The organism is Kribbella italica (assembly GCF_014205135.1).
GTDB lineage: Bacteria > Actinomycetota > Actinomycetes > Propionibacteriales > Kribbellaceae > Kribbella > Kribbella italica.
Genome location: NZ_JACHMY010000001.1, coordinates 4,704,101 through 4,718,318, shown reverse-complemented (window position 1 = coordinate 4,718,318; position 14,218 = coordinate 4,704,101). Strand labels below are relative to the sequence as shown.

The window sequence follows — 14,218 nt, the reverse complement described above, 5'->3', positions numbered from 1 at the left end:
CCGGGGTCGAATTCTGAAACGGTCGTTTGCTTGAGACTCAGCGCTGGTGGAAGCAGCAGGTGGCGGTCGCGCCGGTGGCCATGTTGACAACGCCGCCGTCCAGCTCCTGCGAACCGCGGATCAGGAACCCGCCGAGACCGTCCGCGACCAGGAACGCTCCCCAGGTCAGCAGCCACTCCTCGCTGCCGTCGTCGGTCGGGAACACCTCCGGGACCGGCCGGATCCTGCGCTGCAGCACCCACGGGTTGTCCATCGCCTCGCGGACCTTGGCCGTCCAGGTGTCCTCGTCGGTCAGCCAGCCGAGCAGTACGCCGTCGCCGCCGTGCAGGGCGGTCGGTTTGAGCACCAGCTCCTCGCGGTTCGCGAGCGCGTACTCCTCGAGATCGACCGACGTGCCGTCGACCGTGACCGGGCCGCTGCGGACCATCCGCGTCCACGGCAGGATCCGGTCGAGTACGGCGAGTTCGTCGGCCGGGTAGCGGTCGCGGTAGGCCTCGTCGGACAGCAGCGCGAGCGCGCCCTTGCTGCCGTACAGCTCGGCGTCGAGCGGGGTGAAGATCGACACGTGCCCGCGCTCGGCGGCCTGCAGTACGGGCTCGAGCAGCTCCACCGCGCCGGGCTTGAGGACGTCCTCGATCATGAACAGCCGGAACACCACGTCGATCGCGCGGTCGCCCAGCCAGATCCGGTCGTCGCGGTACTCGAGCGCGTCGACAGGGCAAGGAATCGCGTCGATGCCGAGCGGCTCCAGCATCTGCGCGCTCTTGTGCAGCTGGCGTTCCAGGTCGGGGTAGCTGTCGGGGAAGTCGGCGATCGCCATCACCGGACGGACGCCGGTCGGGACCTTCGCCTCGGTGATGATCGTGCGCGCGACCTCGGTCATCGTTTCGGCGTACGACAGATCGTTGGCGGCGACGAACTCGGCGATGAACGGGTGCTCCAGCATCGCCGCGTTCAGGACCGGGTTGTCGACGCCGCCGACGGTGCTGCCGAGGTTGATCTCCAGCAGGTGGAATCCGTCGGCGTCGCGGTACAGGTCCGCACGGCCCATCCGGCTCGGCGCGGCACCACGGCCGCGGCAGATCGCCTGGACCTGGGTCTCGGCCATGCCGACGGTCCGGGCGAACTCGGCGAGATCGCCGCCGAAGACCCGTTCGGGCAGCCTGGTCAGGGCCGAGTGCAGCAGGTCGAGATCCGCGACCAGCTGCCGGTACGGCGCCGCTTCCAGGAAGGTGGGCCGGCTCAGGCACCGACCGAGGTAGGTGGTGGCGTCGAGCTCGGGGGCGGCGGCCGCGAGAACCGCGCTCGCCTTCGGGCCACGATCGGTGGCCGCGCGGAGATAGTCGTCCGTCAAAGACATCGGGAACTCCTCGTGTCCACGACGCCCGAGAACCCTTGTTCCGCGAAGTGTTTCAAACAAGACCTGGGCGACCGTGTGGGCGGCAGGGTACTTGTCGCGACAGGCACTTTGAAAGGGGTTGGAAAACCACCTGCGAGCTGCTGCGGTCGCGGCGTACGCTCGTCAAACGTTTGTCTTGCCGCTGTGAAGGAGTTCTCTGATGCGCCGACTGTCGATCCGCCCCGTCTCCACCCCACGGATCGAGACCCGCATGAGGACCTTTGAGCACACTGACGATGGGAATCCTGGCGCATGTTGACGCCGGCAAGACCAGCCTGACCGAACGGCTGCTGCACACGGCCGGCGTGATCGATCGCGTCGGCAGCGTCGACGCGGGCAGCACCCGGACCGACACGATGGACCTCGAACGCCGCCGCGGCATCACCATCCGCTCGGCGGTGGTGTCGTTCGAGCTCAGCGGGGTGACGGTCAACCTGATCGACACCCCCGGCCACTCCGACTTCATCGCCGAGGTCGAGCGCGCACTGTCCGTGCTGGACGGCGCCGTCCTGGTGCTGTCGGCTGTCGAGGGCGTCCAGGTGCAGACGCGCCTGCTGATGCGCACCTTGCAGAGACTGCGGATCCCGACCCTGCTGTTCGTGAACAAGATCGACCGGATGGGTGCCCGGTACGACGATTTGCTGGCCGATATCCGGCGGTTGCTGACACCTGCTGTCATCCCGCTCGGGGCGGTCGCCGACCTCGGGGGTCGAAGCGCTGCATTCGAGCTGTTCCCGCCGGGTTCTCCGCAGGTCGACGAACTACTTGCCGAGCGCAACGACAAGTACCTGGCGCGGTATCTGGCGGACGAGCTGACTGCTGGTGATCAGTTGGCTGAGCTGGCCGATCAGGTCCGGTCGGCTGTGGTGCACCCGGTCTACTTCGGCTCGGCGATCACCGGGGACGGTGTACCGGAGCTGATCGAGGGAATTACCGAGCTGTTGCCTCGGGCAACTGGATTGCCTGAGGATCCGTTGCAGGCTTCGGTGTTCAAGGTCGAACGTGGTCCGGCGGGGGAGAAGATCGCCTCGGCGCGAGTGTTCGCGGGGATGCTGCGGGCGCGTGAGTCGATCACGGTCCATCGCGGCGGGCAAGCGGCTGCCTCGGCGCCTGCGGCAGCTTCGGCGGCCGCCGAAGGCGGCTCGCCTTCGAGGGCGACGTACTCCTCCAAACCCTCCTCTCTTCTCCTGTTCTCCCAGGGGGAGACCCAGCGGGTGGATGCTGTCGAGGCCGGGCGGATCGTTGCCCTGCGGGGGCTCAAGGAGATCCAGATCGGCGACCAGCTCGGCTCGCCGAGTGGGCGGGGTGGGCAGCTGTTCGCGCCGCCGACGCTGGAGACGGTCGTCCGCGCAGGCGACCGGATCAAGCTCTTCCAGGCGCTCCAGCAGCTCGCCGAGCAGGATCCGCTGATCCGGGTCCGCAAGGACGAGGAGATCTCGGTCAGCCTGTACGGCGAGGTGCAGAAGGAGGTGATCGCCAGCCTGCTCGCCGACGAGTACGGCCTGGACGTCACCTTCGACCGGACCCGCCCGATCCACCAGGAACGCCCGATCGGCGTCGGCGACGCCGTACGGGAGATGGGCGCGCCCGGCAACCCGTGGGTCGCGACCGTCGGCTTCCGCGTCTCGCCCGGAACCGGAATCGACTACCGCCTCGAGGTCGAGCTCGGCGGCCTGCCGCGAGCGTTCCACACCGCGATCGAGGAGACGGTACGACGGACGCTGCTGCAAGGACTGTACGGCTGGGAGGTCGACGACGTACGGATCGACCTGATCCGCACCGGCTACGACTCGGTGGCGACCGGAGGTGGCGACTTCCGATACCTCGTCCCCCTCGTCCTGATGGAAGCGCTCGCCCAGGCCGGCACCTCAGTCGTCGAACCGGTGAACCGCTTCGAGCTCGACCTTCCCCCCGACGCCGTCTCACCGATCCTCGGCCGCCTCGCCGAGTCCCACGCGACCGTCGAAACCAGCCAGATCGACACCGACCACGCCCAGCTCACCGGCCTGATCCCAGCCGGCCGTGTCCACACCTTCGAGTCCCAACTCCCCGGCCTCACCCACGGCGAAGGCATCCTGCTCACCACCTTCGACTCCTTCCGCCCGGTCCCCGGCACACCACCCACCCGCCCCCGAACAGACGGCAACCCACTCAGCCTGAAGGAGTACCTCGTACACCTGAACCAGCAGTAGCAGTACGCCCGCTGCCCCTCGCCACAAACGGGGCAGCGGGCGGCGGAGCCCGCGAGCCCGGGTGCTCGGCGTACCGATCCTGTACGTGGCCGCTGGGGTGGCGTACAGGATCCCGTAGGCTGGTCCGGTTATGGCTGCCACCCCTGCACCGAACTTGGTCAACCTCGAAGGCGTCTCCAAAGGCTTCGGAACCCGCATTCTGCTCGACAAGGTGAGTCTCGGCGTCGGCCGTGGTGACCGGGTCGGCGTGGTCGGGCGCAACGGGGACGGCAAGTCGACGCTGCTGCAGCTCCTCGCCCGTGAGCAGGAGCCCGACGACGGCCGCGTGACCCAGAACCGCGATCTCCGGCTCGGGTACCTCGGTCAGAGCGACGATCTCGACCCTTCGCTCACGGTCAGCAAGGCCGTGCTCGGCGACGTCGAGACCTACACCTGGGCGGCCGACCCGCGGGCGCGGTCCGTGATGGAGCACCTGCTCGGCGAGATCGACCACGAGGCGCTGATCGGCACGCTGAGTGGTGGTGAGCGCCGCCGGACCTCCCTGGCGCGGCTGCTGCTGACCGACGTCGACCTGCTGATCCTCGACGAGCCGACGAACCACCTGGACATCGAGGCGGTCAACTGGCTCGCCGCGCACGTGGTGGACCGGGCCGGCGCGCTGATCGTCGTGACCCACGACCGGTGGTTCCTGGACGCGGTCTGCACCGAGACGTGGGAGGTGCAGAACGGCCGCGTTTCGTCGTACGAGGGCGGTTACGCGGCGTACGTCCTGGCCAAGGCCGAGCGGTCCCGCGCCGAGCAGGTGATGGAAGGCAAGCGGCAGAACCTGCTGAAGAAGGAGCTGGCCTGGTTGCGTCGCGGCGCCCCGGCGCGGACCTCGAAGCCGAAGTTCCGCATCGACGCCGCGAACGCCCTGATCGAGAACGAGCCGGCGCCGCGGGACAAGCTCGCGCTGTCGCTGCTGGCGACGTCGCGGCTGGGCAAGGACGTCTTCGACGCCGAGAACGTGAGCCTCGCGTTCGGCGACCGGGTGATGCTCGACCATGTGACGTTCCGGCTCGGCCCGGCGGACCGGATCGGGCTGCTCGGTCCGAACGGCGCCGGCAAGACGACGTTCCTGAAGGTGCTGACGGGCCAGCTCGCGCCGGACTCGGGGCTGGTCAAGCAGGGCAAGACGGTCCGGATCGCGAACCTCTCGCAGACGCTGGACGAGGTCGACGGCCAGTCGACCGTGCTCAAGCACATCACGGACATCCGCCGTACGGCGGCGCTCGCCGGGCACAGCGGTGAGCTGACGTCGTCGCAGCTGCTGGAACGCTTCGGCTTCACCGGCGACAAGCTGACGACGCGGATCAACGATCTGTCCGGTGGAGAGCGGCGCCGGCTGCAGCTCCTGCGCATCCTGCTGGACGAGCCGAACGTGCTGATCCTCGACGAGCCGACCAACGACCTGGACGTCGAGACGCTCACCGTCCTGGAGGACTTCCTCGACAGCTGGCCCGGGGTCGTCGTGGTCGTCACCCACGACCGGTACTTCCTCGAACGCGTCAGCGACATGGTCTATACGATCATGGGCGACGGCCGGGTCCGGCACCTGCCGCGTGGCGTCGAGCAGTACCTGGACGAGCTCGAGTCCGGCGGCGCCGGTCGCCGTGTTGCTCCCAGCACTTCGTCCCCACAGCCGGAAGCCAGTACGCCGGCCGCCGCCGCGGCGCCCGCCGCCCCGGTCGACGCGGCCGCGGCCCGCGCGGCGAAGAAGGACCTCAACCGCATTGAACGCCAGCTCTCCAAGCTCGCCGACACGGAGAAGAAGCTCCACGACCAGCTGGCCACCCACGCCAGCGACTACGGCCGTCTCGCCGAGCTGGACACCGACCTCCGCAAGCTCAAGGACGAGCGCGAAGAGCTGGAGCTGGCCTGGCTGGAAGCCGCCGAACGCGCGGAGAGCTAGCGCCTCCGTGCGTTCGGCGGATGCGGGCCAACGGCAACTTTCGCCAGAGATTGCCGTATTTTGACGTTCTATTCGAATAATGTATACATGATCAAATGCTTTTGAACGGGTGAATCGCGGCGTATCTCCCATCCCCTGTGATTGGGAGGTACGCCGCGATCACTGGGAGAGCGGGTCCCGTTGTGGTCAACGTTGTCCGGGCCCCGAGCCCCGGACACCACCGACCTCTTTCGGCGAACCACCTCTTGCCGCCGAAAGACACCTTGTTCGCAACGATGCGTAGCCGAAAACGTACCGACAGTGAGGACCTTAGTGCGCATGGTGACTCAGTGTCGACAGTCGTCTGCTACAGCAGCTTCACGATCCGGTTGCAACTAGCAACGATCGGTGCGGGTATTAAGTGACGCGCTGTCTTTTCGGATTATTCCGGCGCAATTCGGCGCGGTTTCCGAGGGTGCGCGGTCAGTGCGTTTCCTGGTCGAACGGGCCGACCAGTTCGCGCAGGAGGCGGGCGAGTTTGGCCTGGTCCCGGTCGGTGACCGTGGCCAGCAGGGCGCGCTCGTGCGCGAGCAGGTCGGCGAGCGCCGCGTCGACGGCGTCGCGGCCGGCGGTGGTCAGTTGGACCAGGACGCCGCGGCGGTCGGCAGGGTCGGGCTGGCGTTCGACCAGGCCGCGCGCGGCCAGCCGGTCGACCCGGTTCGTCATCGTGCCCGAGGTGACCAGAGTTTCCTTCAGCAGGCGCCCGGGGGAGAGCTGGTACGGCGAACCGGCGCGGCGGAGCGCGGCCAGCACGTCGAACTCCCAGGACTCCAGCCCGTGGGTCGCGAACGCGTGACTGCGCGCGCGATCCAGGTGCCGCGCCAGGCGGGTGACCCGGGACAGCACCTCCATCGGCGCGACGTCGAGATCGGGCCGCTCCCGGCGCCAGGCCTCGATCAGCCGGTCGACCTCGTCATTCATGGTTCGAGAGTATCCGTCAAGACTCTTGACATCAAGACAAGTGGTGTGGGTAAAGTATCTCGACATCAAGAGACTGTCGATCAAGGAGGCAAGGATGCGCACCTCGCCGGTGTGGAACCCCCAGCAGTACGGCAAGTACGCCGGCGAGCGCGGCCGCCCCTTCGCCGACCTGATCGCCAGAATCGGCGACCTCCCCGCCCCCGACCAAGTCGGCACGCGCACCCAGGCCACCGGGACCGATCAAGTCGCCACGCGCGACGAGGCCGTTGTACTCGACCTAGGCTGCGGCCCCGGGAACCTCACCGTCGGACTGCTCGATCGGTGGCCGTCGGCAACTGTCCACGGGGTCGACAGCTCGGCGGAGATGATCGCCGAGGCGGACAAGCTCCGGGAGGATCCCGCCGTCGCGGCCCGGCTCACCTTCGAGGTCGGCGATCTCCTCGACTGGTCGGCGCCGGCCGAGTCCGCCGACGTGATCGTCACCAACGCGACCCTGCAGTGGATCCCCGAGCAGCTCGACCTGCTGCCGGGATTCGTCCGCGCGCTCAAACCCGGCGGCTGGCTCGCGATCCAGATCCCCGGCAACGGCGACGCCCCCTCGCACGCGATCCTGCGCGAACTGGCCGCGCGCCCGCCGTACGCCGAGTACGCCGCCGACAAGTCCCTGCGCCCTGACGTCCCGGGTCCGGCCGACTACGTCGACGCGCTCAGCGGACTCGGCTGCAGCGTTGACGCGTGGGAGACGACGTACAACCATCTCCTCCCCGGCGACAACGCCGTCCTCGAATGGGTGAAGGGCACCGGCGCGCGACCCGTCCTCCAGTCACTGCCCGACGATCTCCGCGAGGAGTTCGAAGCCGAGTACGGCGCCCGCTTGGCCGAGGCCTACCCGCGCCGCGACTACGGCACGCTGTTGCCCTTCCGGCGCATCTTCGCCGTCGCCCGGAAGGAGAGCTGAATGCGGCTCGACCACGTCCAGGTGTCCTGCCCGCCCGGCGGCGAGGACGTCGCCCGCGCGTTCTACCGCGACGCGCTCGGCCTGACCGAGATCCCCAAGCCACCGTTGCTCGCGGCACGGGGCGGGTGCTGGTTCAAGGAAGGCTCGGCCGAGATCCACGTCGGCGTCGAGCAGGACTTCCGCCCGGCGCGGAAGGCGCACCCGGCCTTCGCGGTCGACGATCTCGACGCCCTCGCGGCGAAGCTCGAAGGCCTCGGCTACCCGATCACCTGGGACAACGAGACGATCCCGGGCCGCCGGCGCTTCCACACCACCGACGGCCACGGGAACCGCATCGAAATCGTCTGACCCCGCTAGCGTCCGAACTCCCCGTATGCGTCCGAAGAACCGAGCGCTATAGGCCTCGGTCCTTCGGACGCATCCCGCTTCTTCGGACGCTACGGCGTCTCGTGCTACTCCGTCGCGAGGGCGCCGGCGGGGGCGACCTTCGCGGCGCGGCGGGCCGGGAGGACCGAGGCGAGCAGTCCCGCGACCGCCGCGACCAGGGCGATCGTGACCAGCAGCGTCACCGGTACGGCGTACTGGACCTTGCCGTCGGTCTGCGAACTCATCAGCGCCGCCGTACCGGTCCAGCCGTAGACCAGGCCGAGGACGATCCCGAGCCCGGCCGCGACCAGTGCCATCAGCAACGATTCGATCGCGAGCATCCCGCGCAGCTGGCGCCGGGTCAGACCCATTGCCCTGAGCAACGCGTTCTCCCGGGTGCGCTCCAGCACCGACAGGCTGAGGGTGTTGCCGACACCAACCAGTGCGATCAGCACCGACACTCCGAGCAGGCCGACGGCAACGATCAGCAGGACGTCGAAGATCTTCGTGTAGCTGCTGCGTTCGGCCAGACCACCCTCGACGTTCAGGACCTTGATCGTCGGCAGCGACTGCTGCACAGCGTCGATCACCTCGGGCCCGTCCGCCTTCGGGTCCGAAGCGAGCCAGAACCCGGAGACCGCTGCGGCGGGCGCGAGCCTCTGCAGGTCGGCCTGGGTGATGGTGATCGGGTCGAGACCGACCGCCTGCTGCGCCTTCAGCGTGACCTTCTGGCCGGCGGCAACGAGCGTGACGTCCGCGCCTTCGGTCAGCTCGAGCATGTTCATCGTCTGCCGGTCGAGCAACGCCACACCTGGCCGCAACTGGCCGACCAGCTCCGGGTTGTGGATGACCGAGCCGGCCCGCGCCTGGTCGATGCCCGTGATGGTCAGCGTCTGCTCACCCGTCTTCACGTCGACGGTCCGGACAGGGACGACCTGGGTGATGCCCTTGATGTCCCGCAGTTGCTGCTCGGCGCCGGCCGGCAGCTTCTCCTCGTACGTCCGGACGGTCAGGTCGACCGGGTACTCGCCGTCCATCGTCACGTCGAACGTCTTGCGGACCGACGCGATCCCGACGCAGGTCAGGCTGATCAGGGTGACGCCGATCAGCAGCGCGGACGTCGTGGCCGCCGTGCGGCGTGGGTTGCGGACCGCGTTGGCGACCGCGATCCGGGCCGGTACGCCGCCCTTGCGGGCCGGAAGCGCGCCGAGCAGCCGGACCAGTGCCGGGACCAGCAGCGAACCGAGCGCGAGGACGCCGACGAAGGAGATCACGCCGCCGGCCACCCCGATGACGACCTGCGCGGTGGCAGCGCTGGCCGCCAGCAACAGTCCGCCACCGACCAGCAGCAGGAAGCCGAAGATGATCCGTACGACGCCACGCTTCGACGCCGCCGCGGGCGCATCGGCCGGCCGCAGGGCGGCCAGAGGCGCGACCTTCGTCGCTCGGCGGGCCGGGACGATCGCGGCCAGAACGGTCGCGACGGTACCGAGCAGCAGCGGCGCGAAGATCGACACCAGGTCGAGGTGCAGGCTGATCGGCGGCAGTTCCAGGTCGAACTCGCGCGAGAGGGCCAGGCCGAGCGCGGACAACGCGACCCCGACGACCACACCGATCGCGGAGGCGACCAGGCCGACCACCGACGCCTCGGCGAGAACCGAGGAGAACACCTGCCGGCGGGACGCGCCGACGCAGCGCAGCAGCGCCATCTCGCGGGTCCGCTGGGCGATCACGATCGTGAAGGTGTTCGCGATCACCAGGCAGGCGACGAACAGGGCGATCACGGCGAACATGCCGAACACGCCGCCGAGCACGTCGATACCGTTGGTGAAGCTCTTCACCTCGTGGTCGATCCAGGCCGCGCCGGTGTAGACCTGCAGACCGGGAACGACCTTGGAGACCGCCGCGGCCAGGGCTTCCTGGTCCGTGCCGGGCTGCGCGTTGATCTTGACCTGGTTCACGTAGCCCTGCGGCTCGAAGATCTTCACCGACTGCGCGGTCGCGACGGCGGAGCCCGACCCGAAACTGGTGGAGTCGTCGAGGATGCCGACGACGGTCACGGTCCAGCGCTTCTCGTCGTACGAGCTGAGTTGGAGTTTGTTGCCGATGGCCACCTTGTTCTTCTCGGCGGTCCGCGCGGGCAGCGCGATCTCGAGCGTGCTGTCGGGCAGCCGGCCCTGACTGGCCGTCGGCCCGGCGATCTTCGAGGTGTCGTAGAGCGCCTTGACGCTGAGGTAGCTCGGGCGGACCTGTCCGACCCACTGGATCTGCAGGTACGCGCCCGTGTCGACGATGACGGAGGCCGCTTCCGGGACCTTCTTGATCGCGGCCACGTCCTTGGCCTCGATCGAGCGCTGGTCGCTCTCGACGACGGCGTCCGCGCCGGCGTTCGACTTGCCGATGGTCTCGTCGATCCCGTGCGACGCCGAGGCGTGCACGGTCAGGGCCAGGGTGCCGAACCCGACCCCCAGCACGATCGCCAGACAGGCGGCGACCAGGCGGCCCAGGTGGGCGCGCAGCGAGGAGAGGATGGAGCGTCGCACGGTCAGGCCCCCAGCTGCCGCAGGGCGCCGAGCACGGTCTCCGGCGTCGGCTCGAGCAGTTCGCCCGCGAGCTTGCCGTCGGCGAGCAGGACCACGCGATCGGCGTACGACGCCGCGAGCGGGTCGTGGGTGACCATCACGACGGTCTGCCCGAACTCTCGGACGCTGCGCCGCAGGAAGCCGAGCACCTCGGCGCCGGAGCGCGAGTCCAGGTTGCCGGTCGGCTCGTCGGCGAAGACGACCTCCGGTCGGCCGACCAGGGCTCGCGCGACGGCGACGCGCTGCTGCTGCCCGCCGGACAGCTCCGACGGGCGGTGCGTGAGGCGGTCCTGCAGGCCGAGTACGTCGACCAGCGTGCCGAGCCACTGCTGGTCGGGCTTACGGTTCCCGAGCTCGAGCGGCAGCAGGATGTTGTCCTTGGCCGAAAGCATCGGGAGCAGGTTGAACGACTGGAACACGAACCCGATCCGGTCCCGGCGGATCCGGGTCAGCTCGGCGTCCGGCAGCGTGGTCAGCTCGGTCTCGCCGAGCAGCACCTGCCCGGACGTCGGGGTGTCGAGGCCCGCGAGGCAGTGCATCAGGGTCGACTTGCCGGACCCCGACGGACCCATGATCGCAGTGAACCGCCCGACGCCGAAGTCGACGGACACCCCGTCGAGCGCCGCCACCGCGGTGTCGCCGTGCCCGTAGATCTTCCGCAGCTCGTGGGCCCGGATCGCGGTCCTGGCAGCAGCGTCCTGCGGCAAACGGCCGAGCGGGAGCTCGCCGGTCTGGATGGTCATCGGTGTCCTCCGGGGGCTGGTCGGCGGGGGTGTTCCCGCCACCCTCCAGAAGTTAGTGATCCACGCTCCCGTTCTCGTCGGACCACGGCATGGAGTCGGCGTACGACCTGGGTCGTACGCCGCGAGTATTTGCCTTCCACAACAGTTTTCTGGGCCCTTGGCTTTTGCGACGATGCGTCGTATAGTTTACGACACTTAGTCGTAAACAATGGAGAAGGGCTTTCTCGTGGACACATCGAACGATCGCGCCGAGCTCGTCGAACTGCTCGGCCGGTACGCCGACATCGCGGACCTGAAGGAGTTCACTCGCCTTCCCGGGCTCGTCTTCACCGACCCGGTGACGCTCGACTTCGGGTCCGTCGCCGACATCCCGCCGATGACGGTGCCGCTCGGCGACTACGTCGAGACCCTGCGCGCGGCCTTCGCGCCGTACGTCGCGACCCATCACGCCATCACCGGCCCGGTCGTCGAGATCGACGGCGACCGGGCGACGATCCACGCGCACGTCCGGGCCGAGCACTGGCTGCCTGCCGGTGACGGCCCCAACTACTGGCTGGTGGTCGGCTTCTACGACAACGAAGCCGTCCGTACGGCGGACGGCTGGCGGCTCAGCAGCGTCAAGCTCACGTCGGCGTACCAGGAGAATCCGCAGCTGTCGGGCGCCCGGTAAGGGAGGATGCCTGCATGCCGCGGATCCGGGGAGCCAGCATCGAGCAGCACCACGAGCTGGTGTGGGCCGACCTCGCCGAGGCGATGCGGCAGCTGCTGCTCGAACGCGACTACGAGTCGATCACCATGGGCCACATCGCGGCCCGGGCCGGGCTCGCGCGCAACACGCTGTACAACTACGCCACCGACAAGGGCGCGCTGGTCCTCGCACTGACGCAGCGGGCGAGCCGGCCCACGGTCGAGCGGGTTTCCGCGATCGTTGCCCGGACCTCGGAACCCGCCGTCGAACGGTTGCGCGAGATCATCGAGGTGGTCCTGGAGTCCTCCACGGACCAGGCCCTGCAGCTGATGTTCCGGCCCGGCTCCGGGCTCCCGGTCGCCGAGGTGCCGAAGGGACCGGACAACCCGTTCCACGCGATCGTGGCCGGCGTGGAGAACGTCGTCCGGGACGGCGTCGCGCGTGGTGAGTTCCGCGACGTCGGCGACGTACAGCTCGTGGTGGAGCTGTTGTCCGGCGCCATGCGCGCCGGCGCCGAACGCATCGGCCGGGACCCGTCGACCTTCACCGCCACGGTCGCCGCGGCGCGGGAGCTCATCCTCACCTCCCTCGCGCCTTCGCGGGGGTGATTCGGGCGACGATCTCTTGCGGGGAGCGTCGTGCCAGAACCTAGGTAGCACCCCGCGGCCTGTGCCACACTCGCGCTGTGAAGAAGGCCCTCTCGCTGTGGTCGGAGAACTCGTTCCTGTCGATCGCGAGCCGCGACTCGGTCCTGTCGATCGGCTCGGCAGGCTCGGTCCTGAGCATCGGCTCGATCGGCTCCGCACTGTCGATCGGCTCGGTCGGCTCGACCCTGTCCGCGTTCTCCGCGGGGTCGGTGCTCTCGGTCGGCTCAGCCCTCTCGGCCCGCTCGCGGTGGTCGGTTCTGAGCAGCGAGGGCGACCGCGCTGTCCTGCACAAGCCGCGAACCTTCATGGCCGGCGGAGTCGCGCTGGCCGTGCTCCTGACGGCGCTCAGCCATCGTCGTTAGCCGGCGTTCGACGGAACTGATTTTCTGTCGGAGGCCTGTGACAGGCTCCGGAGATGGTTGGGACAAGACTCGAGCACGCTCGCGCGAACGTGGCCGACCTCGCGGCGGCCGTCGAGTGGTACACGACGGTGCTCGGCTTCGAGGTCGCGTCGTACTGGCCGCCCGCGGCCCCGAACTACGCCCACTTCGTCACCGCCTCCGGCGCAACCTTCGCGGTGATGGAGGCCGAGGGCCGCGGCGCGCGCTTCAACTTCACCGTCGACGACCCCGACGCCTTGTGGGCCGAGCTCAAGGACAGGGCCCGGGTGATCGAGCCGCTCTTCGACACGGCGTACGGCACGCGCAAGTTCACCATCGCGGACCCCGACGGGAACGAACTCGGCTTCGTCCGCAACGGCTGAGCTGCCTAGATTGTCGGAGGCTTCTGGCAGGCTCCTCGGCATGGTGATTCCCAGGGCAGCGGCTGTTGTCGTCGACGGTCGTCGAGCACTGCTGATCAAGCGCTACCTTCGGCACCAGACCCGCAGCGCTTGCGTCATGTGCGACGCCGCCGGCTGGGACGGTCCCGAGTGTCCTGGCCATCAGTACGCCGTACTGCCCGGCGGTCACGTCGAGGACGGTGAGGCCGCCGAGACGGCTGCGCTGCGGGAGCTGACCGAAGAGACCACGCTGACAGCGCAGGTCGACCGCCTGCTGTGGACCGGCGAGCACAACGGCCGACCCGCGTCGTACTTCCTGATGACCGCCGTCACTGGTACGCCGCTGCTGTCCGGCCCGGAGGCGGAAGCACATCGGCCGAACAACACCTTCGAGCTCGTCTGGGCCGAGCCGGAGGACTTCGACGACCTCGGCCTGTACCCCGCCGACCTCAGGCCGCCGCTGGCTGAGCTGCTGTCCCCACCGGCCTAGGGTGACGCCGTGGAGATGAACGAGTACCAGCAGGCCGCGCTCCGGACGGCCGCGCCCAAGGACAAGTTGAACGAGGTCTTCCACCTGCTGCTCGGGCTGGTGGGGGAGACCGGCGAGATCGCCGAGAAGGCGAAGAAGATCGTGCGGGACCAGGGCAGCGACTTCGCGCACTGGGACGTCGAGGACCTGACGAAGGAACTCGGGGACACCCTCTGGTACGTCGCGGTGATCGCCGACCACTTCGACATCCCGCTGGACGACGTCGCGCGGCTCAACATCGCGAAGCTCGCGGATCGGCAGCAGCGGGCGGTGCTCGGCGGCAGCGGGGACAACCGCTAGACGGGTCGGTCGGCGCACGCACTCGTCAAGCAACCCCGCACCCGCCAACCCACCAACGCACCCGCCAACCCGCCAACCCACCACCCGCACCCGGCCAAGCAGCATCCCGTCGGAGTAGACCG

14 protein-coding genes are annotated in these 14,218 nt (G+C 68.9%); 10 read left to right on the top strand and 4 right to left on the bottom strand.

The features are described 5' to 3' along the window. Positions 1 to 37: 37 nt before the first annotated feature. Positions 38 to 1,360: a hypothetical protein gene (locus tag HDA39_RS21860; RefSeq protein WP_184797856.1), complete on the bottom strand. Its 1,323-nt coding sequence runs from the start codon at positions 1,358 to 1,360 to the stop codon at positions 38 to 40. A 260-nt stretch (positions 1,361 to 1,620) separates the two neighbouring features. Between HDA39_RS21860 and HDA39_RS21855 the strand changes: the two genes are divergently transcribed. Next, positions 1,621 to 3,591 (top strand): translation factor GTPase family protein, encoded by a 1,971-nt coding sequence (locus HDA39_RS21855; RefSeq protein WP_337925844.1) that lies wholly within the window; start codon positions 1,621 to 1,623, stop codon positions 3,589 to 3,591. Positions 3,592 to 3,721: 130 nt separating this feature from the next. Next, the gene (locus HDA39_RS21850) at positions 3,722 to 5,542 is read left to right on the top strand and encodes an ABC-F family ATP-binding cassette domain-containing protein (RefSeq protein WP_184797854.1); all 1,821 of its coding nucleotides are present in this window, start codon (positions 3,722 to 3,724) and stop codon (positions 5,540 to 5,542) included. A 462-nt stretch (positions 5,543 to 6,004) separates the two neighbouring features. Here HDA39_RS21850 and HDA39_RS21845 read toward each other — a convergent pair whose 3' ends face one another. Beyond that, the gene (locus HDA39_RS21845; RefSeq protein ID WP_184797852.1) at positions 6,005 to 6,502 is read right to left on the bottom strand and encodes a MarR family winged helix-turn-helix transcriptional regulator; all 498 of its coding nucleotides are present in this window, start codon (positions 6,500 to 6,502) and stop codon (positions 6,005 to 6,007) included. 94 nt (positions 6,503 to 6,596) lie between these two features. On the opposite strand from HDA39_RS21845, the gene HDA39_RS21840 reads away from it, so the two are divergent. Both HDA39_RS21840 and HDA39_RS21835 read left to right on the top strand, forming a co-directional pair. After that, positions 6,597 to 7,460: a methyltransferase domain-containing protein gene (locus HDA39_RS21840; protein ID WP_184797850.1), complete on the top strand. Its 864-nt coding sequence runs from the start codon at positions 6,597 to 6,599 to the stop codon at positions 7,458 to 7,460. Continuing rightward, positions 7,461 to 7,808 carry a VOC family protein gene (locus HDA39_RS21835; protein ID WP_184797848.1) on the top strand — a complete coding sequence of 116 codons (348 nt, stop codon included), beginning with the start codon at positions 7,461 to 7,463 and terminating at the stop codon, positions 7,806 to 7,808. A 104-nt stretch (positions 7,809 to 7,912) separates the two neighbouring features. Here the strand turns inward: HDA39_RS21835 and HDA39_RS21830 are convergent, their stop codons facing one another. Both HDA39_RS21830 and HDA39_RS21825 read right to left on the bottom strand, forming a co-directional pair. Beyond that, the gene (locus HDA39_RS21830; RefSeq protein ID WP_184797846.1) at positions 7,913 to 10,369 is read right to left on the bottom strand and encodes an FtsX-like permease family protein; all 2,457 of its coding nucleotides are present in this window, start codon (positions 10,367 to 10,369) and stop codon (positions 7,913 to 7,915) included. Positions 10,370 to 10,371: 2 nt separating this feature from the next. After that, the gene (locus HDA39_RS21825; RefSeq protein ID WP_184797844.1) at positions 10,372 to 11,151 is read right to left on the bottom strand and encodes an ABC transporter ATP-binding protein; all 780 of its coding nucleotides are present in this window, start codon (positions 11,149 to 11,151) and stop codon (positions 10,372 to 10,374) included. A 226-nt stretch (positions 11,152 to 11,377) separates the two neighbouring features. Between HDA39_RS21825 and HDA39_RS21820 the strand changes: the two genes are divergently transcribed. The 6 genes from HDA39_RS21820 to HDA39_RS21795 all read left to right on the top strand — a co-directional run bounded on the left by HDA39_RS21820 (position 11,378) and on the right by HDA39_RS21795 (position 14,096). Further along, positions 11,378 to 11,821 carry a nuclear transport factor 2 family protein gene (locus HDA39_RS21820; protein WP_184797842.1) on the top strand — a complete coding sequence of 148 codons (444 nt, stop codon included), beginning with the start codon at positions 11,378 to 11,380 and terminating at the stop codon, positions 11,819 to 11,821. Positions 11,822 to 11,835: 14 nt separating this feature from the next. Further along, entirely contained in the window at positions 11,836 to 12,447 is a 612-nt protein-coding gene (locus tag HDA39_RS21815) for a TetR/AcrR family transcriptional regulator (RefSeq protein WP_184797840.1), read from the top strand. A 77-nt stretch (positions 12,448 to 12,524) separates the two neighbouring features. Next, the gene (locus tag HDA39_RS21810) at positions 12,525 to 12,848 is read left to right on the top strand and encodes a hypothetical protein (RefSeq protein ID WP_184797838.1); all 324 of its coding nucleotides are present in this window, start codon (positions 12,525 to 12,527) and stop codon (positions 12,846 to 12,848) included. Between the two features lie 53 nt (positions 12,849 to 12,901). Further along, a complete protein-coding gene (locus tag HDA39_RS21805; protein ID WP_184797836.1) occupies positions 12,902 to 13,249 on the top strand; it encodes a VOC family protein in 348 nt (115 codons plus the stop codon). 40 nt (positions 13,250 to 13,289) lie between these two features. Then, positions 13,290 to 13,757 carry an NUDIX domain-containing protein gene (locus HDA39_RS21800; RefSeq protein ID WP_184797834.1) on the top strand — a complete coding sequence of 156 codons (468 nt, stop codon included), beginning with the start codon at positions 13,290 to 13,292 and terminating at the stop codon, positions 13,755 to 13,757. A 15-nt stretch (positions 13,758 to 13,772) separates the two neighbouring features. Continuing rightward, entirely contained in the window at positions 13,773 to 14,096 is a 324-nt protein-coding gene (locus HDA39_RS21795; RefSeq protein ID WP_202893982.1) for a nucleoside triphosphate pyrophosphohydrolase family protein, read from the top strand. Positions 14,097 to 14,218: the final 122 nt, after the last annotated feature.